This is a genomic window from Micrococcus sp. LASM2_SD2 (genome assembly GCF_057364565.1).
The window spans coordinates 1-20,720 of record NZ_JBNFOB010000011.1; the positions used below are offsets into that span (position 1 = coordinate 1).

The following is a 20,720-nucleotide window of genomic DNA, read 5'->3' on the forward strand; positions in this document are numbered from 1 at the left end:
GCGGCCGTGGCCGGGCTCTGAGCCGGCGCCGGCCGGCTCGCCCGTGCACTCCGGTGCTCCTCGCCCAGGCTCGTCGCCGCGCCTTCCTCGGCCTTCACGACGACGGCCCCCGTCCCCACGGTCTGTGGTGACGGGGGCCGTCGTCCGCCCCGGGGGGGGGCGGCTCCGGTGCGAGTGGAGTCGGGTCAGGCGCGGATCGGGTCGATCAGGCCGGTGAAGTGCCGGCGGCCCTTCCGGGCATTCCAGCCGGTGACCTCGGTCAGGCCCTCGGCGGGGTGCGAGAAGGCCACCGCGACCGTGCCCGGCAGCAGGACCGGGGCGTCGAAGACGATCTCCCAGCGAAAGCCGGCGCCGCCCGGCTCCCGTCCGGCGAGCATCCGCGCGGCGAGGTACATGCCGTGGGCGATCGAGCCCTTCATGCCGAGCAGCTTGGCCGACGGGCCGGTGAGGTGGATCGGGTTGTAGTCGCCGGAGACCGCGGCGTACCGCCGGCCCGCTCCCCCGTCGAGGCGCCACTGGCCCGTCATGCGCGGGGCGGTGAAGTCCTCGCGGGCAGGCCGCTCCGGGCGTTCGCCGCGGTGCACGCCCTTGGCGAGGTACCGGGAGACGCCCTCCCACAGGACCTCCCCGGTCTCCGGGTCGGTCACGGTCACGGTCATGTCCACCGCGGTGCCCGCGTGGTGGGCGACCAGCTCGGAGGCCCGCGCGGTGATGTCCAGGGGGACGTCCACCGGCACGGGGCGACGGTGCTCCACCGTGTTGGTCAGGTGCACCATGCCCATCAGCGGCAGCGGGAAGGCCTCGTCCGCCATGAGGTGCATCGCGGCCGGGAAGGCCTCAATGTGGACCAGCACGGACGGCACGGACTCCGGCTCGCCGGTGCCGAGCAGTCGGCGGTAGGCGTCCAGGGACTCCCCGGTGATGCGATGGCCGCGCACGACCACCGCCTCGGCGGGCACGTCCTGCGGACGGCGGCGCTTGGTCACGGCGTCCTTGGCGGCCAGGCCCACCGCGGCGCGGTAGCAGGCCCCCAGGGACGGCATGGTCTGCAGCTCGGTCATGCTCAGGCCCCCATCATCGCCTGGCCACACACGCGCAGCGTGGTGCCGTTGGTGCCCCCGGCGGAGTCCGAGACGAGGAAGGCGATCGCCTCGGCCACGTCCACCGGCTTGCCGCCCTGGCTCAGGGAGTTGATGCGCCGGCCGACCTCGCGGGTGAGCAGCGGGATCTTCGCGGTCATCTCGGTCTCGATGAAGCCCGGCGCCACGGCATTGATGCTGCCGCCCTGGGCGGCCAGCAGCGGTGCGGTGGCGGCGGCCAGGCCCATCACGCCCGACTTCGAGGTGGCGTAGTTGGTCTGGCCGCGGTTGCCCGCGATGCCGGAGGTGGAGGCCAGGGTGACGATGCGCAGGCCCTCGCCCACCACGTCCTGCGCGTCCTCGGCGAGGAACGCCTCGTCCATGCGCAGCTGGGACAGGGTGTTGACCGCCAGGACGGAGTCCCAGCGGGCGGCGTCCATGTTCGCCAGCATCTTGTCCCGGGTGATCCCCGCGTTGTGCACCACGATGTCCATGTGGCCGTGGCGGCTGCGGCAGTGCTCGAGGATGCGGGCGCCCGCGTCCTCGGCCGTGATGTCCAGCTGCAGGGCGGTGCCGCCGAGCTCGTTGACCACGGAGGTGAGGGACTCGCCGGCGGCGGGGACGTCCACACCCACCACGGTCGCTCCGTCGCGCGCCAGGGTGCGGATGATGGCCGCGCCGATGCCGCGGGCGGCGCCGGTGACCACGGCCACCTTGCCCGCCAGCGGACGGTCGGCGTCCTCCGGGAGGCGACCGTCCGTCGTCGTGACCGGGAGGAACTGGCCGGACACGTAGGCGGAGCGGCCGGAGAGCAGGAAGCGCAGGGCGCCGGCGGCGCCCGGGGCGTCCAGGGTGACGCCGTCGCCGAGCTGGATGCCGTTGGCGGTGCCGCCGGCACGCATCTCGTGGGCGAGGGACCGGGTCAGTCCCGTGATGCCCTGGCGGGCCGCGCGCACGGCCGGCTGCCCGGTCGCCGAGTCGGCCTCCGGGGAGTCGGCCACGGTGACCACGCGGGAGTTCTTCGCGAGCCCGCGGAGGGTGCCGCCGAGCTCGAGGGCGGTCTCGCCGATCGCGGCCGGCGAGTCGATGCCGTCGAAGCAGGCCACCACCGCGGCATACCTCCCGGCCTCGGTGCGGGAGGTCTGGACCTCCACGCCCCAGCCGGCGAGCAGACGGGCGGCGGCCTCGGCGGCCGGGGTGCCGCCGAGGACGAGGGCAGGGCCCTCCAGCAGCGGGGCACCCGGAGTGTGGCGGCGCAGCCGGACGGGCATCGGCAGGCCGAGCGCCTTGGCGAGCCGCTTGCCGACGGCGGAGTCGACGAAGGTGCCGTAGGGGTCGTTCATCAGATCAGTCCTTGTCAGTCGTTCTCGACGGTCGGGGCGGCTCAGCGGCCGCGGAGCAGGGCGACGACGCCCTGGCCGCCGGCTGCGCACACGGAGATCAGGCCGAGGGAGCCCTCGCCCTTCTCGTGGAGCATCTTGGACAGCAGCGCGGTGATGCGCCCGCCGGTGGCGGCGAACGGGTGGCCGGCGGCCAGGGAGGAGCCGTACACGTTGAGCTTGGCGCGGTCCACGCTGCCGAAGGCGCCGTCCAGGCCGAGACGGGTGCGGCAGAACTCCTCGTCCTCCCATGCCTTCATGGTGGAGAGCACGGTGCCGGCGAAGGCCTCGTGGATCTCGATGAAGTCCAGGTCCCCCAGGGTCAGGCCGTGGCGGTCGAGCAGGCGCGGCACGGCGTAGACCGGGGCCATGAGTAGGCCCTCGTCCCCGTCCACGAAGTCCACGGCGGCGATCTCGTGGTCCACGAACTCGGCCAGGACCGGGAGGCGGTGCTCGGCGGCCCACTCCTCGGAGGAGACGAGCACGGCGGAGGCGCCGTCCGTCAGCGGGGTGGAGTTCGCAGCCGTCATGGTGGCTTCCTCCCCCAGGTGGCGGCCGAACGCCGGCTTCAGCTTGCCGAGCTTCTCCAGGGTGGAGTCGCCGCGCAGGTTGTTGTCCTTGGACAGGCCGCGGAACGGTGTGACCAGGTCGTCCATGTACCCGGAGTCGTAGGCGGCGGCCAGGTTCCGGTGCGAGGCCAGGGCCAGCTCGTCCTGCTCGGCGCGGGTGATGCCCCACTGGTGGGTGGTCAGCGCCTGGTGCTCGCCCATGGCGAGGCCGGTGCGCGGCTCCCCGGCGCCGGCCGGCTCCGGGACGATGTGGCCCGGCCGCAGGTCCTTGAGGGCGGCGAGGCGCTCCTTGGCGGTGCGCGCAGTGTTGAGGCGCATCAGCACCCGACGCAGGCCGTCCGAGACGGAGATCGGGGAGTCGGAGATGGAGTCCACGCCGCCGCCAATGCCGGAATCGATCTGGCCGAGGCGGATCTTGTCCGCGAGGAGGCCGAGGGCCTCCATGCCGGTGGCGCAGGCGACCTGCAGGTCCATGGCGGGGGTGTCGTGCGAGAGGGAGGAGCCGAGGACGGACTCGCGGGTGAGGTTGAAGTTGCGGGGGTGCTTCAGCACGGCGCCCGCGGCGACCTGGCCGAGCCGCTCGCCCTGGAGGCCGCAGCGGGCCACGAGTCCCTCGATCGCGGCGGTCAGCATGTCCTGGCTGGAGGCGTCCGCATACGCGGTGTGGGCGCGGGCGAACGGGATGCGGTTGCCCCCCACCACGACGGCTTTGCGCAGCGGGCCTCCGGCGACGGCGGGACGGGGATCGGTGGCGTCGGTGACGTTCACGACGGGCTCCTTCGAGGGGGCGGTGCGCATCCGCCGCGCGGCGGACGGACACGAGGGGACTGTTTCCGCTACCGAGCGTACCTGATACGATGCGTCCCGTGAAGTCAGACACATCAACCCTGCGCGACGGGCGCCATGCCCGCTGGGACGACCACCGCCGCCGGCGTCGCCGCGCGCTGCTGCGCGCGACCCGAGAGGCCGTCCACGACCTCGGCCCGCACGCCTCCATGGAGGAGATCGCGGCGCACGCCGGCACCTCGAAGTCCGTGTTCTACCGGTACTTCGGAGACAAGGCGGGGCTCCAGGAGGCGGTCTCCCAGGAGGCCATCGCCCTGATGGAGCGCCGTCTCCTCGAGGCGGTCGAGGCCTCCGAGCACCCCCGGCTGGCCCTGGGGGCCATGGTGGAGACCTACCTGCGGATGGCCGACTCGTCCCCGCACGTCTACGCCTTCTCCGTCCAGTCCCCCCAGGGCGGCGAGGACCCGTCGGACGAGCACGGCCTCCACGGGTTCTTCGAGCGCATGCACGAGGCCCTCGAGGAGCGCCTGCGCACCCATCTGGCGTTCGAGGGGCTGGCCTCCCCGGCCGCGGGCGATCCGCTGCTGCTGTGGCCGACCGCCGCCCTGGGTCTGGTCCGCGCCGCGGGCGAGTGCTGGCTGTCCGCCTCGGGCTCCGCGCACCGCGCCACCGCGGAGGAGACCGCCGCCCAGATCACCGGCTGGCTGCTTCACGGCCTCGCCGGATCCACCCTCACCACCCCGTCCCCCACGAACAGGAGCACGCCATGACCGCCACCGACCAGACCGCCGGCATCCCCGTTATCGACACGGTCGACTCCGTCCCCGGAGACGTGGACCAGATCGCTCCCGAGCATCCGGAGGCCGGCAGCCTCGACTCCGCCGCCCTGCAGGAGGCGCTGCTCGGCCGGTGGGCCGAGGCCCGCCGCGCCTCCCGCGCCCTCATGAAGGACCCCGCGCTGCACCGCGACCCGCTGCTCGGCATGGATGAGCACCGTGAGCGCGTGCTGGACCAGCTGCGGATCCTCGTGGACAACGACGCGATCGCCCGCGCCTTCCCGAAGCGGTTCGGCGGTGAAGACGCCCACGGCGCCTCCGTGGCCGCGTTCTCGGACATCTTCACCGCGGACCCCTCCCTGCAGATCAAGGCCGGCGTCCAGTGGGGCCTGTTCTCCTCGGCGATCCTCCACCTGGGCACCGAGGAGCACCACGCGAGGTGGCTGCCGGACGCCCTGTCCCTGAGGCTCCCGGGCGCGTTCGCCATGACGGAGATCGGGCACGGCTCGGACGTCTCCTCCATTGGCACCACCGCCACCTATGACGAGGCCACCGAGGAGTTCGTGGTCCACACCCCGTTCAAGGGCGCGTGGAAGGATTATCTGGGCAACGCCGCGCTGCACGGCCGTGCCGCCACCGTCTTCGCCCAGCTCATCACCAAGGGCGTCAACCACGGCGTCCACTGCTTCTTCGTGCCGATCCGTGACGAGGCGGGGAACTTCCTGCCGGGCGTCGGCGGCGAGGACGACGGCCTCAAGGGCGGCCTGAACGGCATCGACAACGGCCGGCTGCACTTCACGCAGGTCCGCATCCCGCGCACCAACCTGCTCAACCGCTACGGGGACGTCGCCGCCGACGGCACCTACTCCTCCCCCATCGCCTCCCCGGGCCGCCGGTTCTTCACGATGATCGGCACCCTGGTCCAGGGCCGCGTGTCCCTGTCCCTGTCCGCAACGGGCGCCTCCTTCCTGGGCCTGCAGGGCGCCATCACCTACGGCAACCAGCGCCGCCAGTTCAACGCATCCTCTCCGGACCGCGAGGAGGTGCTGATGGACTACCAGAACCACCAGCGCCGCCTGATCGACCGCCTGGCGCGCGCCTACGCGGACGCGTTCTCCTCGAACGAGCTGCTGGAGAAGTTCGACGAGGTGTTCTCCGGCCGCGGGGACACCGAGCACCACCGCGAGGAGCTCGAGACGCTCGCGGCCGCCGTGAAGCCCACCACCACCTGGAACGCCCTGGACACCCTGCAGGAGGCCCGCGAGGCCTGCGGCGGCATGGGCTTCATGGCACGCAACCGCGTCACCCAGATGCGCGCGGACCTGGATATCTTCGTCACCTTCGAGGGCGACAACAACGTCCTGCTGCAGCTGGTGGGCAAACGCCTGCTCACGGACTACTCCAAGGAGTTCGGCCGCCTGGACGTGGGCGCCGTGTCCAAGTACGTGGCAAGCCAGGCCTCGGAGGCCCTGCTCCGGGTGGGCCTGCACAAGGTGGTCCAGTCCGTCTCGGACCGCTCGGACGAGCGCCGTTCCGCGAACTGGTTCAAGGACCCGGAGGTGCAGCAGCACCTGCTGGCGGACCGGGTGCGCTCCAAGACCGCGGACATCGCCGGCACGCTGCAGAAGGTGCGTGGCAAGGACCGTGCAGTGCAGGCGGCGGCGTTCAACTCCCGTCAGCAGGAGCTGATCGAGGTGGCCGGGGACCACGCCGCGCTGCTGCAGTGGGAGGCCTTCACCCGGGTGGTGGAGGGCATCGAGGACGAGCACACCCGTACGGTCCTGACCTGGTTGCGTGACCTCTTCGCCCTGCGCACCGTGGAGGACGACCTCGGCTGGTACGTCTCCCACGGACGCGTGTCCTCCCAGCGCGCCCGTGCCCTGCGCGGCTACATCAACCGCCTGGCCGAGCGCCTGCGCCCGTTCGCGCAGGAGCTGGTGGAGGCTTACGGGCTGGAGCCGGAGCACCTGCGCATGGAGATCACCACGGATGCCGAGCGCGAGCGCCAGGAGGAGGCCCACGCCTACTACGCCGAGCTCGCTGCCTCCGGCGACGCCCCGGTGCACGAGCGCACGCTGCGCGCCCGGGAGAAGGCGGCGAAGCGTGACTCCGCGAGGAAGAACGCGGGCTGACGCCCACCCCGGTCGGCCCCTCGGGGCGGCCGGGAGACGACGACGGCGGCCCACCTCCACGAGGTGGGCGCCGTCGGCCTGTGTCCGGGTCCAGTGCCCGGATCCGGCACGCGGGGTCAGCGCACGACGGTCTCGTAGACCTCCAGGGTGCGCTCGGCGATGGTCTCCCAGGAGAAGTGCTCGATGGCGCGGGTGCGGCCGGCTTCGCCCATGGCCGCGGCCTTTTCCGGGTCGGCGAGGACCTGGGTGAGGGAGGCGGAGAAGTCCTTCACGAAGGCCTCCTCGTCCGCGGGGGTGCCGGTGCCGTCGTCGACCTGCTCGATGTCCACGAGCAGGCCGGTGGTCCCGTGGTCCACGACCTCCGGGATGCCGCCCACGCGCGTGGCGACCACGGCGGTGCCGCAGGCCATGGCCTCGAGGTTGACGATGCCCAGGGGCTCGTAGATCGACGGGCAGGCGAAGACGGTGGCCTGGGAGAGGATCTCCATGACCTCCTGGCGGGGCAGCATGCCCTCGATGACCACCACGCCGTCCCGCTGCTCGCGCAGCTCGGCGAACAGGCCTTCGACTTTCTTCGCCAGCTCCGGGGTGTCCGGGGCGCCGACGCAGAGGACCAGCTGGGCCTCTGCCGGCAGCTGCAGGGCGGCCTTGAGCAGCAGCGGCACGCCCTTCTGGCGGGTGATGCGGCCGACGAAGGCCACGGACGGACGGTCCGGGTCGATGCCGTGCTTCCTCAGGGCGTCCTGGGAGGTCTGCGGGGTCCAGAGCTCGGTGTCGATGCCGTTGTGCACCACGTGCACCTTGGCCGGGTCCACGTCCGGGTAGCACTTGAGGATGTCCCGGCGCATGCCCTCGGACACGGCGATCACGGCGTCGGCGGCGTGGTATGCGGTGGACTCGGCCCAGCTGGAGACCCGGTACCCGCCGCCGAGCTGCTCGGCCTTCCATGGGCGCAGCGGCTCCAGGGAGTGGGCGGAGAGCACATGGGGGACGTTGTGCAGCAGGCCGCCGAGGTGGCCGGCCATGTTCGCGTACCAGGTGTGGGAGTGGATGACGTCGGCGCCGGCGAACGCCTCGAGCATGGTCAGGTCGGTGGCGAGGGTCTGGACGGCGCCGTTGGTCCCGTCGAAGCCCTCGGGGGTGGGGTAGGTCAGCACCTCGGCCCCGTGGAAGTCGGCGTCGCGGGGATCTCCGAAGGCGTGGACGCGGACGTCGGCGCGGGCGGCGAGGACGCGGGTCAGCTCCGCGACGTGGACGCCGGCTCCGCCGTAGACGGCCGGGGGGAACTCTTTGCTCACGATGTCGATGCGCACGCCTCCAACCTAGTCCAGGCCGACCAGGGCGGATAGTCTGGCGCTACCGGAGGCCGGTGCTGCGCCGGCCTCGTGAGCGAGCAGGAAGGGAGCCCGCGTCCATGGTCCAGAAGAAGGTCCTGTCGATCGTCCTGGCCGGAGGTGAGGGCAAGCGCCTGATGCCGCTGACCGCGGACCGCGCCAAGCCGGCCGTGCCGTTCGGCGGCGCCTACCGGCTCATCGACTTCGCCCTGTCCAACCTGGTGAACTCGCGGTACCGCGAGATCGTGGTGCTGACCCAGTACAAGTCCCACTCGCTGGACCGCCACATCTCCGAGACCTGGCGGATGTCCACCCTGCTCAACAACTACGTCGCCTCGGTGCCCGCTCAGCAGCGCCGCGGCAAGGACTGGTTCCTCGGATCGGCCAACGCCATCTACCAGTCGATGAACCTCATCCAGGACGCCCGCCCGGACATCGTGGTGGTGATCGGTGCGGACCACGTCTACCACATGGACTTCCAGCAGATGGTGGACCAGCACATCTCCTCCGGGGCGAAGGCCACGGTGGCGGCCGTCCGCCAGCCGCTGTCCATGGCGTCCTCGTTCGGCGTGATCGAGACGGCGGAGCAGGACCGGACGAGGATCGCCCGCTTCGTGGAGAAGCCGGACTCCACCCCCGGCCTGCCGGACGACCCCGAATCCTTCCTGGCCTCCATGGGCAACTACGTCTTCGACGCGGACGCCCTCGTGGAGGCCCTGAACCGGGACGCGGAGGACGAGGGCTCGGACCATGACATGGGCGGGGACATCGTCCCCTGGTTCGTGGACCGGGACGAGGCCGGCGTGTACGACTTCACCACCAACGAGGTCCCGGGGGCGAAGTCCGGCCAGCACTACTGGCGGGACGTGGGCACCCTGGACTCCTACTACGACGCGCACATGGACCTGGTGCAGCCGGTGCCGGAGTTCAACCTCTACAACCGGGACTGGCCGCTGTACACCCGCCAGTCCGTGTCCCCGCCGGCGAAGCTGGTGCGTTCGGCGTCCAAGCGTCCGGGCACCGCGGTGGACTCGCTGCTCGCCCAGGGCGTGGTGGTCTCGGGCGGCACGGTCGCGCAGTCCGTGGTGTCCACGGACTGCCGCATCCTCAACGAGGCCTGGGTGGAGCAGTGCGTGGTGCTGGACTCGGTGGTGATCTCCGAGGGCGCCCAGGTCCGCAACGCGATCCTGGACAAGAACGTGGTGGTCCCGCCGGGCGTGCGCATCGGCTTCGACCGCGCCGAGGACGAGGCCCGTGGCTTCACCGTGACCGAGTCCGGCCTCACGGTGATCTCGAAGAACCAGGCCGTCCCGGCCTGAACCGCCTCCGGCGGTCCCCGCACGGGGACGACGACGGCGCTCGCCTCCGGCGCGGAGGCGGGCGCCGTCCGCGCGTCCGGTGGAGGTCCTCGGCCCGGGTCCTCGTCCCAGGTCCTCGGCGCGCGGGGCGTGCATGTGATGGGATAGGCACATGTCTGAGACCCATGCATCTGCTGAGCCGCGCCCGGACTGGGACACTGCGGCGCTCACCCGTGACGAGGCCCGTGCCCGCGCGGACGCCCTGACCGTGAGCTCCTATGACGTGGCCGTGGACGTCCGCAACGCCGCGGACGCCGCCGCCGAGGCCTACCCGGTCACCGCCCGCCTGGAGTTCTCCTGCGCCGAGCCCGGTGCCGAGACCTGGCTGGACTGGATCAACGCCTCCGTCGAGTCGGTCGAGCTGAACGGGGAGCCGCTGGACGTCGCCGAGGTGGCGGGTCGCAACCGGGTGCGCCTGCCGGGGCTCGCGGCGGAGAACACCGTGGTGGTGCGCGGCACCTCCCTGTACTCGCGCTCCGGTGAGGGCATGCACCGCTACGTGGACCCGGCGGACGGCCAGACCTACCTGTACACCCAGTACGAGCCAGCCGATGCCCGCCGCGTGTTCCCGAACTTCGAGCAGCCGGACCTGAAGGCCTCCTTCACGTTCTCCCTCACCGGTCCGGCGGACTGGGTCCTCGCCTCGAACGGCGTGGAGACCTCCCGTGGGCAGAACGACGACGGCTCGGTCACCGTGGCCTTCCGGGCCACCCGCCCGCAGTCCACGTACATCACCACCCTGCTCGCCGGCCCGTATGCCGTGTTCGAGGACCGCTGGGGCGGCCACGAGGCCACCGGCGCGGACCCGGTGGACCTGCGCATCTTCTGCCGGCAGACGCTGGCCGAGCACATGGACGCCGAGGCCGTCTTCGAGATCACGAAGAACGGCATGGACTTCTTCCACGGCATGTTCGGCGTGCCGTACGAGTGGGGCAAGTACGACCAGGCCTTCGTGCCGGAGTACAACCTCGGCGCCATGGAGAACCCGGGCCTGGTGACCTTCACCGAGCACTACATCCATGACACCGCCCCCACCCGTGCCCAGCTGGAGGGCCGTGCGAACACGATCCTCCACGAGATGGCCCACATGTGGTTCGGAGACCTGGTGACCATGAAGTGGTGGGACGACCTCTGGCTCAAGGAGTCCTTCGCGGACTACATGGGCACCCTGCTCGGCCGAGGCCGCCGGCTTCACGGAGGCCTGGACCTCGTTCGCCTCCCGCCGCAAGGCCTGGGCCTACGTGCAGGACCAGTACCCCACCACGCACCCGATCGTGGCGGACATCGTGGACCTGGAGGCCGCCCGTCAGAACTTCGACGGCATCACCTACGCCAAGGGCGCCTCGGTGCTCAAGCAGCTGGCGGCCTTCGTGGGCCGGGATGCCTTCGAGCAGGCCGCCCGCACCTACTTCCAGCGCCACGCCTGGGGCAACGCCGAGCTGAAGGACTTCCTCGCCGTGCTCTCCGCGGCCTCGGGCCGGGACATGTCCGCCTGGGCCGACGCCTGGCTGCACACCGCCGGCGTCCCGAGGCTGCGCGTGGAGATCGTGGACGGCACCCCGGTGCTGGTGCAGTCCGGCGAGGACCCCACCACCAGCGAGCCGATCCGCCGCCCGCACGTGGTGCAGGTGGGCGTGTACGAGCCCAACGCCTCCGGGGCGCTGATGCGCACCGGCCAGATGTCCGTGGACGTGGCCGAGGGCGTGGAGCGCACGCCGCTGACCCGCCTGGAGGTGCCGGAGCACGGCGTGCGCCTGGTCCTGCCGAACGACGAGGACCTCACCTACGCCGCGGTGTCCCTGGACGACGTCTCCCTGGACGCCGTGCTGACCCACCGCATCGCCGACCCGCTGGCCCAAGCCACGGTGTGGGCCTCGCTGTGGGCCATGGTGCGCGGCGGCGAGCTGTCCGTCCCGGCGTTCGTGGCCGCCGTCGAGCAGCTGGCGGACACCATCACCCCGGTGGCCGTCTACACCCAGGTCCTGACCCAGGCCGCCTCGGCCGTGTCCCTCTACGCGGCCGCGGGCGAGCGTCACGAGCTGCGCTCCCGTCTGGGCGCGCTGCTGCTGCGGCACGTGGCCGAGCTGGAGGCCGGCTCGGACCGCCAGCGCTCCGCCGCCCGTGTCCTGGGCCTGGTGGCACGCAAGGACGCCGAGCTCGCCGTGCAGGTGGAGCAGGCCCTGCTGCAGGATGCGGAGACCGCCGCCCCGGGGCTGGCCGTGGACACCGAGATCCGCTGGCTCGTGCTGCAGGCCCTGGCCGCCACCGGCCGGATCGACCGTGCCGGTCTGGACGCGGCCCTGGCCGAACAGCGCACCGCCAAGACCGTGGTGAGCCACACCCTGGCCGTGAACGCCCTGCCGGACGCCGCAGGCAAGCAGGCCGCCTGGGACGCCGTGATCTCCGGTGTGGACGCGGACGGCACGCCGCTGTCCAACGACCTGCTCTCGGCCACCGCCGAGGGCTTCGCCACCGGCGACGCCGCCCTCACCTCCGGCTACGACCAGAAACTCTTCGGCGAGCTCGAGCAGCTGTGGTCCTCCCGGTCCAACGGGCTGGCCTCACGCGCCATCTCCGGCCTGTTCCCGTTGCACCAGGACGCCGTGGAGGGAGATGAGGCCGCGCAGGAGCAGCACCCGGTGCTGGCCGCCGCGCAGGCCTGGATCGACGACCACCCCGACGCCCCAGGCGCACTGCGCCGCCTCATGGTGGAGCACACCGACTCGCTGCGCCGGTCCCTGCGGGTGCAGTCCCGCCAGGAGGAGCTCCACCACCTCTGAGCAGATCGGCCTGCACCACGACGACGGCCCGTCGCCTTTCCAGAGAAGGCGGCGGGCCGCCCGTCTGCGGTGCAGGACGACCGCCCACGACGTGAGGGGGGGGGGGAGAGACACGGTGCGCAGGCACGGCCTCAACACTGTGTCTCCCCCTCATTCTGTGGTGATCAGGGCACGCGCTGCAGCCACCGCTCGGTAAGGAACTTCTCCTCGGCGAGGGCCTGGGCGCGGTCCAGGGTCTGACGGTCCAGCTCCACACGGGTGGCGCGGTAACGCTCCTCGAAGACCTGCATCATGACCTCCCAGATCTCGGGGCGGGTCATGTTGCCGGTCTGGCGGCGCAGCGGGTCCACCCGCTTCTTCGCGGAGGCCACGCCCTTGCCCTTGAGCTTCTCGCGGCCGATGCGCAGCACCTGGGTCATCTTGTCCGCGTCGATGTCATAGCTCATGGTCACGTGGTGGAGCAGACCGTCCGCCCCGACCTTTTTCTGGGCCGCCCCGCCGATCTTGCCCTGGGGCGTGGCGATGTCGTTGAGCGGCTGGTAGAACGCCTCCACTCCCACCCGGGAGAGGGCGTCCATGGTCCAGTCGTCCAGGAACGGGTAGGACTCCTCGGTGCTCATGCCGTCTACCAGGGACCGCGGCAGCGACAGCGAGTAGGTGACGCAGTTGTCCGCCTCCATGAACATGGCCCCGCCGCCGGAGATGCGGCGCATGACGTGGATGTCGTGGGCCGCGGCGCCCTCGGCGTCCACCTCGTTGGCCAGGGACTGGAAGGCGCCGATCACGACGGCCGGCTCGGTCCACTGCCACAGGCGCATCAGCGGCTTCCGTCGCCCGGCGGCCACGTCCTCGGTGAGGATCTGGTCCAGGGCCACGTGCTGGTGGATCGGCAGCGGGCTCGGGGCGATGACCTCCCACTCGTGGTCCTCCCACGTGGTCGCCCGGCCGACGGCGCGGCGCACGGCGGTGGCCACAGCGTCCGCGTCGAAGCCGAAGAGCTGGGCGTCCGGGCGGATGGCGGCCTGCACCCGTTGCGCGATGACGGTGTGCTCGGTGTCCTCGGCCAGGCCCACCAGCGCCTGGTTGATGTCCTCGAGTGCCTCGTCCGGCTCGAGGAAGAAGTCCCCGTTGACGCTGGCGACGGTGACGGTGCCGTCCTGGACGGTGAGGTCCACGCGCACGAGCTTGCCGCCGAGGACCTTGTATTGGCCGTGATGCTGGGTGCTCATGCGTTCGAGCCTATCGCTCGAATCCGCCCAGCCGTCGCGGGGAGAGCACAGGCCAGGCGACCAGCAGCCCGAGCACCGAGGCGCCCACGGTCAGGGTCCAGGACGGGTGCCAGCCGCCGGCCGCGTCCGTGATGGCGGCCAGCACCACGGGGCCCAGGAAGTTGAAGAGGTTGAACACGTGGGTGAGCACACCGATCACCGCCCCACCCGATCCGCCCGGGGGCGCCACGTCCACGGCCACGCGCGTCAGGGCGGACGGGATGGTGCCGCCCACCCCGGAGAACAGGGCGGCCACGAGCACGATGAGCCACGGCCCGGCCGACACCCGGGTCCAGTCCACCGCGTAGAGCACCATCGTGGTGACGCCCATCGTCACCAGGCCGGTCAGCACGAGCGGGCGCACAGCGACGCCGCGCGCACGGTGGCCCCGATGCGCCGCGCCCCGGCCCGCACGTCCACGGCGTGCTCGGACGGGTCCGACGGCACCTGCAGCAGCACCCCGGGCAGGGTGAGCAGCGTCAGGATCCCCATGACCACCCACCAGGTGCGCCAGGACATCCCGTCCCCGCCGGTGAACGCACAGGTGGCCAGGAATCCGATGCCGGCCACGAGGGTGCGCCGGGCGCACCGGAGGGCACGGCGGGACGGTCCATGCAGTCACCCAAGTGGAGGGCGCCGAGCGCTCCGCTTCCTGTGCGGGGTGATGACTGCGGCGAGCCGGGACCGGCGACGCCCCCGGACACCGCCACGCGCCCGGACACGACGAAGGGCCCGGCCCCCGGCTTCCCGGGAGACGGACCCTTCGCGGATCAAGGACGGCGGCGGGAGCCGCCTCAGATCACTTCTTGCCGCCGAAGCCCTTGAAGCGGGCGTTGAAGCGCTCGACGCGGCCGGCGGTGTCCATGATGCGCTGCTTGCCGGTGTAGAACGGGTGCGAGGCGGCGGAGATCTCGACGTCGATCACCGGGTAGGTGTTGCCGTCCTCCCACTCAGCGGTCTTCTCGGAGTTCGCGGTGGTGCGGGTCAGCACCTTCTCGCCGGAGGCGAGGTCGTTGAAGATCACGTAGCGGTACTCGGGGTGCAGGTCAGCCTTCATGGAAAGTCCTTCGTTCAGTGCCCCTGGTTTTGGCCAGAGCGCGCGAGAGGTGAAATCTGTCAACCGTACGGCAGGCACGGCCAGCGCACCACTATACCGGACGGGACCGCAGTTCCCACAGTGCCACCGCGGTGGCCGCGCCCACGTTCAGCGAGTCCACGCCGGCGGGCATGGGGATCTTCACGTGGGCATCGCACACCGCGAGGGTCTCCGCACGGACGCCCGGCCCTTCGGCGCCCACCACGAGTGCCACCCGTTCAGCATGTCGCAGCGATGCGAGGGCCGTGTCGTCCAGGTCCACGGCCTCGTCCGTCACCTCCAGTGCGACGACGGCGAAGCCGGCCTGGTACAGCATCTCCAGGCCGTCCCGGGCCGTCTCGGGCACCGCGGCGCCCCGCCTCCGCCACGGCCGTCACCGACGTCGCCGCCGGGGCACTGCCCCGGGCCTCGCCCGGCCAGGCCTCCGCCCGCGCCCAGGGCAGGTGGAAGACCGTGCCCATGGACACGCGGACCGCGCGCCGATAGAGCGGGTCGGCCGCACGCGGGGAGAGCAGCAGTCCGTCCCAGCCCAGGGCGACGGCGGAGCGCATGATCGCGCCGAGGTTGGTCGGATCGGTGAGGTCCTCGGCCACGAGCACCCTCCGCGCACCGGCCAGGACCGCGTCCACCGAGAGGGGCGCCGGGCGCTCCATCGCGGCCAGGGCGCCGCGGTGCAGGTGGTAGCCGGTCAGCGCGGTGAGGACCTCGTCCTCCCCGGTGAACACCGGCACCTCCGGGTACCGGGCCAGCGCATCGGTCAGCTGCACCCCCGACGACTCCAGGTACCGGCGCGGCACCAAGAAGGACCGGGGCCTGTAGCCGGCGTCCAGGGCCCGCCGCACCACGGGGGTGGACTCGGCCAGGAACACCCCGTGCTCGGCGTCGGCGGCGCGGCGCAGGGCCGCATCGGTCATGCAGACGTAGGGGGCCAGCTCCGGTATGAGACCCGGGACCTGAAGGTCCCGGCGAGACGAGAGCACCCGGAGGCGGCCGTCGTCGGGAAGCGGCGCAGCCGTGCCGGCGGAGGCGTCCACGGTCCCGGTCAGCCCTCGAACAGGCGGACGAGCATGACCACCAGGCCCACCAGGCCGACGGCCACGATCACACCGCGCAGCAGGGTCGGGGAGATCCGTCGGCCGATCTTCGCGCCCACCGAGCCGCCCACCAGCGAGGAGACGGCGATCAGCAGCACCGCGACCCAGTCGATCCGGTCGAACGCGAAGAGCAGGTAGAACACCGCGGCCACCAGGTTCACGCAGAGGGACAGCCAGGTCTTCACGGCGTTGGCGTGCACCAGCAGACCGGTGAGGAACACGCCCAGGATGCCCATCAGGAGCACGCCCTGTGCCGCCACGAAGTAGCCGCCGTAGACGCCGGCGCCGAACACCAGCGCCCAGAGCAGCGGGGAGACCGGACCGCGCGGGACGTCGTCGGCCGGGTCGGCGGGCATGGCCGCTCCCCCGGTCTCGGCCTGCTCGGCGGCCCGGCGTGCCTTCACCCACCGGTTCAGGCGCGGCTGGAGGACCACGAAGCCCAGCGCCACCACGATCAGGCAGGGCGCGGCGATCTCGAAGACCCTCTCCGGCAGCACGGTCAGCAGGAAGGCGCCGATCACACCGCCGATCACGGACGCGGTGGTCAGCACGGGCACCACGCCCAGGGACTGCTTCAGCTCGCGCCGGTAGCCGAACGTGCCGGAGAACCCGGCGGCCACCAGGCCCATGGCGTTGGAGATCTGCGCGGTCACCGGCGGGAAGCCGACGGCCACGAGTACCGGGAACGTGACGAGCGTGCCGGAGCCGACGATCGAGTTGATCGTGCCGGCCCAGAACCCGGCCAGCAGGACCACCAGGACCTGCCAGAGCTCCAGCCCCAGCACGTCCGCACCCAGCAGCTCCATCAGGCGGCAACGGCCGCGTACCGGCCGTCCTTGACGCTCACCTTCAGGTCCATGCCGAATGCGGCCGAGAGGTGCTCCTCGGTGAGGGTCTGCTCGATCGGCCCGGCCTTGACCACCCGTCCCTCCCGCAGGAGCAGGGCGTGGGTGAAGCCCGGGGGCACCTCCTCGAGGTGGTGCGTGACCAGGACGAGCGCGGGCGCGAAGTCGTCCTCCGCGACCTCGGCCAGCTGGGCCACGAGCTTCTCGCGACCGGCCAGGTCCAGGCCGGCGGCCGGCTCGTCCAGCAGCATCAGCTCCGGGTCCGTCATCAGGGCGCGGGCGATGAGCACGCGCTTGCGCTCGCCCTCGGAGAGCGTGCCGAAGCGGCGGTGCGCCAGCCGGGACAGGCCCCACTGCGTGATCAGGCCCAGGGCGCGGCCCTCGTCCTCGAACTCGTACTCCTCCCGCCAGCGGCCGGTCACGCCGTAGGAGGCGGTGACCACGGCGTCCTGTACCTTCTCCTCGTCCGGGACCTGCTGGGCCAGCTGGGCGGAGGACAGACCGATGCGCGGGCGCAGCTCGAACACGTCCACGGCGCCGAGGACCTCGTCCAGGATGCCGACGTCGCCGGTGGTCGGGTGCATGCGGGCCGCGGCGACCTGGAGCAGGGTCGACTTGCCGGCGCCGTTCGGGCCCATCATGATCCAGCGCTCGCCCTCGCGGACGGTCCAGTCCACGTCCTCGACGAGGTTCTTCGTCCCACGGCGCACGGTCACCCCGCGCAGCTGCAGGACGGCGTCCTCGTCCGGGGTGAAGAGGTCGTCGGCGTGGAGGGCATCCGAGGAGTCGGTGGTCATGCGGACCACTGTAGTGGCCTCCGGCATGCGGACCCCGGTGCGACGCACGGGGCCGCAGCGCCCGCCGCGCGCCTAGGATCGGCCCCATGAGCCAGGTCCGTGACGTGATCTACCGCCCCCTTCCCGACGACGGCCCCCTCCCCTCGGGAGCACCCCTCGCCGAGTCCGCCGCCGCGCCCGCCCGCGGCGGGGTCCGTGCCGCGGCCCCGGGAGCCGGTGGCCTCCCTAAGCGGCCGAGCGGTGTGCCCGCGCACGCCGAGCACCTGACGGCACCGGCCGACGGCGGCACGGCACTCGAGGGCTGGCGCTGGCAGTCCGACTCCTGGGCGGCCGCGGCCGAGGCACCGACCGGCTGGGCCGCCGTGCGGGTCCCCGCGGACGTGGTGTCCGCTCCGGTGCCGTTCGTGGTGACGGACGTGGACTCCACCCTGATCCAGGACGAGGTCATCGAGCTGCTCGCCGCCCACGCCGGCCGTGAGGCCGAGGTCGCCGAGGTGACCGAGCGGGCCATGCGCGGCGAGCTCGACTTCGCCCAGTCCCTGCACGCCCGCGTGGAGGCGTTGGCGGACCTGCCGGTCTCGGTGGTCGAGGAGGTCGTCGCCGGTACGGCCGACCCCGGGCGGCCCAGGACCTGATCGCCGCGGTCACCGGCGCCGGCGGCGCATGTATGCGGTCTCCGGCGGGTTCACCCAGGTGCTGGCCCCGCTGGCGGCCGCCTGGGGCCTGACCGGGTACTGCGCCAACGAGCTCGAGGTCGCCGACGGGCACCTCACGGGCCGGGTGGCCGGCGCGGTGGTGGACCGCGCGGTGAAGGAGCAGATGCTGCGGCAATGGGCCGCCGAGGCCGAGATGCCGCTGCTGGGCACGATCGGCTGCGGCGACGGCGCCAACGACATCGACCTGCTCACCGCGAGCGGCTGCGGCGTCGCACTCTGCGGAAAGCCCGCCCTGCGGAAGGTGGCCGACGCCTGCGTGGACGTGCCGCACCTGGCCGTCGTGCGCTGGATGCTCGGGCTCTGACGGTTCTCCGCCGCGGCGCTCTCAACGGCCCGTCGTCAGGTCAGGACATCAGGACCGGACCACGGACGGCCCCGCACCTCACCGCGTGAGGTGCGGGGCTGATCGTCGTGCGGCATGGTGCGCTGCCGACACCGTGCGGGAGGGGCTCAGCCCTGCTGGCGGTCCAGGAAGTCGCGGGCGCCGCCCACCAGCTCGGTGTGGCCGACCTCCAGGTCCGTGCGGCCGACCATGGAGGCGACCTCGGCGGCGAACTCCTCCACGGAGTAGAGCTTGCCGGCGGCCTCGCGGCGGGCCTCGATGGCGCCGGGCTCGGCACGGTTGAGCAGGGTGGCGGTGATGGTGCCCTCGATCATGTCCCCGGAGACCACCACGAAGCCGATGCCCTTCTCCGCGAAGACCGGGATCCGCTCGCGCAGGGCGTCCTCGCCGGCGCGCTTGGAGCGGGCCACGGGCTCATAGGAGTCCATGGTCGGGACCTCGTCGATGAAGTGCGCCTGGTGCGAGGTGACGAAGACGATCTGACCGCCGGAGGACATGCGATCCACGGCCGCGTCCGCCAGGGCGGCCTGGGCGTCCCGGTTGAGCTTCATGGCGTAGTCCTCGCCGAACTGGGACTCCATGCCGCCGGAGGCGTTGAGCACGAGCACGTCCAGCGAGCCGAAGTTCTCCACGGCGGCGTCCAGCAGCGCGGCACGGTCCTGGGGCGAGGTGACGTCCCCGCCCACGGCCACGGCGCGGCCGCCGGCCTCCTCGATGGCCTTGACCACCTTGTTCGCGCGCGGGGCCTTCTGCCGGTAGTTGACGACGACGCCGGCGCCGCGGGCGGCCAGCAGCTGTGCGGTCTCCGCGCCGATGCCGCGGGACGAGCCGGTGACGACCGCTCCCTTGCCGGCCAGGTCCTGCGCGCCGGCGGCGGTGGTGTTCTCGGTCATGTTCCCTCCTGGGTGGTGTCGGGTGCGCCGGGGCCCGTCACGGGTGCCGGCGCGGAAGAGTGTCTGGTGTGCCCGGTGGCGTGGTGTGCCCGGTGATGCCGGGACCGGGGGTCAGTGACCCATGCCGAGGCCGCCGTCCACCGGGATCACGGCGCCGGAGATGTAGGCGGCCTGATCCGAGGACAGCCAGGTCACCACGTCCGCGACCTCGGAGGGCTGCGCGAAGCGGCCGGCCGGGATGGACTTCTTGTACTGCTTCTTCAGGTCCTCGTCCAGGCCCTGGGTCATCTCGGTGTCAATGTACCCGGGGGCCACCACGTTGGCCGTGATGCCGCGGGAGCCGAGCTCGCGGGTGATGGAGCGGGCCATGCCGACCAGGCCGGACTTGGAGGCGGCGTAGTTGACCTGGCCGGGCGAGCCCAGCAGGCCCACCACGGAGGACACCAGGACGATCCGGCCGCGCTTCAGGCGCATCATGCCCTTGGTCGCGCGCTGCACCACCCGGAAGGAGCCGGTGAGGTTGGTGTCCACCACGGAGGTGAAGTCCTCCTCAGACATGCGCAGCAGCAGCTGGTCGTTGGTGATGCCGGCGTTGGCCACGAGCACCTCCACCGGTCCGTAGGCCTGCTCCACCTCCGTGAAGGCGGCGTCCACAGAGGCGGCGTCCGTGACGTCGCAGGCCACGGCCAGGGCGCCTTCCGGGCCCTCGCCGTTGCGGGAGGTGATCGCCACCCGGTCCCCGTTCGCCAGGAACGCCTCGGCGATGGAGCGGCCGATGCCGCGGTTGCCTCCGGTGACCAGGACGCTGCGGCCCGTGGGCTGCTCTTCGGTCCCGGCGGTCTTCTCTGCGGCCATGCTCCGCTCCTTTTGCATCCTGCGCCGGCCCGCGGGCCGCGCGTTCGGTGACGTCTGTCCACGCCCGCCGTCGGACGGCCTGCCGCGAGGCCCGGTGCCGCCGCCGGCGGTGGGAGCGTCGCACGGTGGCATCCGTCACGCGGGCGTACGGGTCCACTCTACGTGGCGGCCGACGTGAGACAATGGACGCCTGTCCGAGCCCGATCGTCAGCACCGTCCGGAGGGAGGCCGACCATGGCCGCGACCACCACCGGCCCCTGCGGTCCCGCCGCCGTCCAGTCCGTCACCACGGCCCCGCAGGCCCAGTCCGTGGACCGCGACGAGCGCATGCGGAAGTACCTGATCCAGATGGGCATCCGCACCGCCTGCTTCATCGGCGCCTTCTTCGCCCACGGCTGGCTCCAGATCGTCCTCTTCGCCGCCGCGGCGATCCTGCCGTACATCGCCGTCGTCGGCTCCAACAACGCCCGCCCCTACGCCGCGGGCAGCCTGCAGTCCGCCGCACCGCCGGCCACACCCCTGGCCGCGGAGCCCTCCGAGCCCGCTCCCTCGGACCCGGAGGGACGACGTGGTGGCCGGCGAGGTCGTGGAGGAGCCGCTCGCCCTGCCCCCCGGGTGCG

General features: G+C 72.2%; 19 protein-coding genes and 2 pseudogenes. 8 read left to right on the forward strand and 13 right to left on the reverse strand.

What is annotated here, in order from left to right; all coding sequences use genetic code 11:
• Positions 1-185: 185 nt before the first annotated feature.
• The 3 genes from AC2W7A_RS01535 to AC2W7A_RS01545 are packed head-to-tail and all read right to left on the reverse strand — an operon-like array spanning position 186 to position 3,825.
• Positions 186-1,061, reverse strand: a complete 876-nt coding sequence (locus tag AC2W7A_RS01535) for a MaoC/PaaZ C-terminal domain-containing protein (protein ID WP_485989793.1) — start codon at positions 1,059-1,061, stop codon at positions 186-188.
• Positions 1,062-1,063: 2 nt separating this feature from the next.
• Positions 1,064-2,422, reverse strand: a complete 1,359-nt coding sequence (locus tag AC2W7A_RS01540; protein ID WP_485989794.1) for a 3-oxoacyl-ACP reductase — start codon at positions 2,420-2,422, stop codon at positions 1,064-1,066.
• A 41-nt stretch (positions 2,423-2,463) separates the two neighbouring features.
• Entirely contained in the window at positions 2,464-3,825 is a 1,362-nt protein-coding gene (locus AC2W7A_RS01545; protein WP_485989795.1) for an acetyl-CoA C-acetyltransferase, read from the reverse strand.
• A 59-nt stretch (positions 3,826-3,884) separates the two neighbouring features.
• On the opposite strand from AC2W7A_RS01545, the gene AC2W7A_RS01550 reads away from it, so the two are divergent.
• Both AC2W7A_RS01550 and AC2W7A_RS01555 read left to right on the forward strand, forming a co-directional pair.
• A complete protein-coding gene (locus AC2W7A_RS01550) occupies positions 3,885-4,583 on the forward strand; it encodes a TetR/AcrR family transcriptional regulator (protein WP_485989796.1) in 699 nt (232 codons plus the stop codon).
• Complete coding sequence (locus AC2W7A_RS01555) at positions 4,580-6,721, forward strand: acyl-CoA dehydrogenase family protein (RefSeq protein ID WP_485989797.1); 2,142 nt, start codon at positions 4,580-4,582, stop codon at positions 6,719-6,721. Before AC2W7A_RS01550 ends, AC2W7A_RS01555 begins: the two co-directional genes overlap by 4 nt.
• A gap of 116 nt (positions 6,722-6,837) precedes the next feature.
• On the opposite strand, the gene glgA is transcribed toward AC2W7A_RS01555, so the two are convergent.
• On the reverse strand, positions 6,838-8,034 hold the full coding sequence (gene glgA, locus AC2W7A_RS01560) for a glycogen synthase (protein ID WP_485989799.1): 1,197 nt from the start codon (positions 8,032-8,034) through the stop codon (positions 6,838-6,840).
• A gap of 101 nt (positions 8,035-8,135) precedes the next feature.
• Here glgA and glgC point away from each other — a divergent pair, with 101 nt between their 5' ends.
• From glgC to AC2W7A_RS01575, 3 genes and pseudogenes are all read left to right on the forward strand, one after another.
• Positions 8,136-9,374 (forward strand): glucose-1-phosphate adenylyltransferase, encoded by a 1,239-nt coding sequence (gene glgC, locus AC2W7A_RS01565; protein WP_485989800.1) that lies wholly within the window; start codon positions 8,136-8,138, stop codon positions 9,372-9,374.
• A 526-nt stretch (positions 9,375-9,900) separates the two neighbouring features.
• A pseudogene (locus tag AC2W7A_RS01570) lies at positions 9,901-10,518 on the forward strand (M1 family aminopeptidase); the annotation flags it as partial.
• A gap of 136 nt (positions 10,519-10,654) precedes the next feature.
• Positions 10,655-12,193, forward strand: a complete 1,539-nt coding sequence (locus AC2W7A_RS01575) for an ERAP1-like C-terminal domain-containing protein (RefSeq protein WP_485989801.1) — start codon at positions 10,655-10,657, stop codon at positions 12,191-12,193.
• A 164-nt stretch (positions 12,194-12,357) separates the two neighbouring features.
• On the opposite strand, the gene lplB is transcribed toward AC2W7A_RS01575, so the two are convergent.
• From lplB to AC2W7A_RS01610, 7 genes and pseudogenes are all read right to left on the reverse strand, one after another.
• Positions 12,358-13,422, reverse strand: coding sequence for a lipoate-protein ligase small subunit (gene lplB / locus AC2W7A_RS01580; protein ID WP_485989802.1), 1,065 nt, complete (start codon positions 13,420-13,422; stop codon positions 12,358-12,360).
• Between the two features lie 10 nt (positions 13,423-13,432).
• Entirely contained in the window at positions 13,433-13,813 is a 381-nt protein-coding gene (locus AC2W7A_RS01585) for a hypothetical protein (RefSeq protein WP_485989803.1), read from the reverse strand.
• Entirely contained in the window at positions 13,807-14,031 is a 225-nt protein-coding gene (locus tag AC2W7A_RS01590; RefSeq protein WP_485989804.1) for a hypothetical protein, read from the reverse strand. Before AC2W7A_RS01590 ends, AC2W7A_RS01585 begins: the two co-directional genes overlap by 7 nt.
• 229 nt (positions 14,032-14,260) lie before the next feature.
• Entirely contained in the window at positions 14,261-14,518 is a 258-nt protein-coding gene (locus AC2W7A_RS01595) for a type B 50S ribosomal protein L31 (protein ID WP_485989805.1), read from the reverse strand.
• Between the two features lie 91 nt (positions 14,519-14,609).
• Positions 14,610-15,471: pseudogene (locus AC2W7A_RS01600) on the reverse strand (TrmH family RNA methyltransferase).
• Positions 15,472-15,599: 128 nt separating this feature from the next.
• Entirely contained in the window at positions 15,600-16,460 is an 861-nt protein-coding gene (locus tag AC2W7A_RS01605) for a sulfite exporter TauE/SafE family protein (protein ID WP_485989812.1), read from the reverse strand.
• The gene (locus AC2W7A_RS01610; RefSeq protein WP_485989806.1) at positions 16,457-17,293 is read right to left on the reverse strand and encodes an ABC transporter ATP-binding protein; all 837 of its coding nucleotides are present in this window, start codon (positions 17,291-17,293) and stop codon (positions 16,457-16,459) included. Before AC2W7A_RS01610 ends, AC2W7A_RS01605 begins: the two co-directional genes overlap by 4 nt.
• 86 nt (positions 17,294-17,379) lie before the next feature.
• Here AC2W7A_RS01610 and AC2W7A_RS01615 point away from each other — a divergent pair, with 86 nt between their 5' ends.
• Positions 17,380-17,928: an HAD family hydrolase gene (locus AC2W7A_RS01615; RefSeq protein WP_485989807.1), complete on the forward strand. Its 549-nt coding sequence runs from the start codon at positions 17,380-17,382 to the stop codon at positions 17,926-17,928.
• 28 nt (positions 17,929-17,956) lie between these two features.
• Positions 17,957-18,313: an HAD family hydrolase gene (locus AC2W7A_RS01620; RefSeq protein WP_485989808.1), complete on the forward strand. Its 357-nt coding sequence runs from the start codon at positions 17,957-17,959 to the stop codon at positions 18,311-18,313.
• A 146-nt stretch (positions 18,314-18,459) separates the two neighbouring features.
• Here AC2W7A_RS01620 and AC2W7A_RS01625 read toward each other — a convergent pair whose 3' ends face one another.
• Both AC2W7A_RS01625 and AC2W7A_RS01630 read right to left on the reverse strand, forming a co-directional pair.
• Positions 18,460-19,245, reverse strand: a complete 786-nt coding sequence (locus tag AC2W7A_RS01625) for an SDR family oxidoreductase (RefSeq protein WP_485989809.1) — start codon at positions 19,243-19,245, stop codon at positions 18,460-18,462.
• Positions 19,246-19,356: 111 nt separating this feature from the next.
• Positions 19,357-20,100, reverse strand: a complete 744-nt coding sequence (locus AC2W7A_RS01630) for a beta-ketoacyl-ACP reductase (protein WP_485989810.1) — start codon at positions 20,098-20,100, stop codon at positions 19,357-19,359.
• Between the two features lie 234 nt (positions 20,101-20,334).
• Here AC2W7A_RS01630 and AC2W7A_RS01635 point away from each other — a divergent pair.
• Positions 20,335-20,720: DUF3099 domain-containing protein (locus tag AC2W7A_RS01635; protein ID WP_485989811.1), on the forward strand; the 386-nt coding region annotated here is incomplete at its 3' end.

Bases quoted from the DNA above. Each gene is read 5' to 3' on its own strand.
- AC2W7A_RS01540 (WP_485989794.1), bottom strand. From the start codon at position 2,422: ATGAACGACCCCTACGGCACCTTCGTCGACTCCGCCGTCGGCAAGCGG.
- AC2W7A_RS01545 (WP_485989795.1), bottom strand. From the start codon at position 3,825: ATGCGCACCGCCCCCTCGAAGGAGCCCGTCGTGAACGTCACCGACGCC.
- AC2W7A_RS01535 (WP_485989793.1), bottom strand. From the start codon at position 1,061: ATGACCGAGCTGCAGACCATGCCGTCCCTGGGGGCCTGCTACCGCGCC.
- AC2W7A_RS01620 (WP_485989808.1), top strand. From the start codon at position 17,957: ATGTATGCGGTCTCCGGCGGGTTCACCCAGGTGCTGGCCCCGCTGGCG.
- AC2W7A_RS01595 (WP_485989805.1), bottom strand. From the start codon at position 14,518: ATGAAGGCTGACCTGCACCCCGAGTACCGCTACGTGATCTTCAACGAC.
- AC2W7A_RS01625 (WP_485989809.1), bottom strand. From the start codon at position 19,245: ATGACCGAGAACACCACCGCCGCCGGCGCGCAGGACCTGGCCGGCAAG.
- AC2W7A_RS01615 (WP_485989807.1), top strand. From the start codon at position 17,380: ATGAGCCAGGTCCGTGACGTGATCTACCGCCCCCTTCCCGACGACGGC.
- AC2W7A_RS01550 (WP_485989796.1), top strand. From the start codon at position 3,885: ATGCGTCCCGTGAAGTCAGACACATCAACCCTGCGCGACGGGCGCCAT.
- glgC (WP_485989800.1), top strand. From the start codon at position 8,136: ATGGTCCAGAAGAAGGTCCTGTCGATCGTCCTGGCCGGAGGTGAGGGC.
- AC2W7A_RS01630 (WP_485989810.1), bottom strand. From the start codon at position 20,100: ATGGCCGCAGAGAAGACCGCCGGGACCGAAGAGCAGCCCACGGGCCGC.
- AC2W7A_RS01610 (WP_485989806.1), bottom strand. From the start codon at position 17,293: ATGACCACCGACTCCTCGGATGCCCTCCACGCCGACGACCTCTTCACC.
- lplB (WP_485989802.1), bottom strand. From the start codon at position 13,422: ATGAGCACCCAGCATCACGGCCAATACAAGGTCCTCGGCGGCAAGCTC.
- AC2W7A_RS01555 (WP_485989797.1), top strand. From the start codon at position 4,580: ATGACCGCCACCGACCAGACCGCCGGCATCCCCGTTATCGACACGGTC.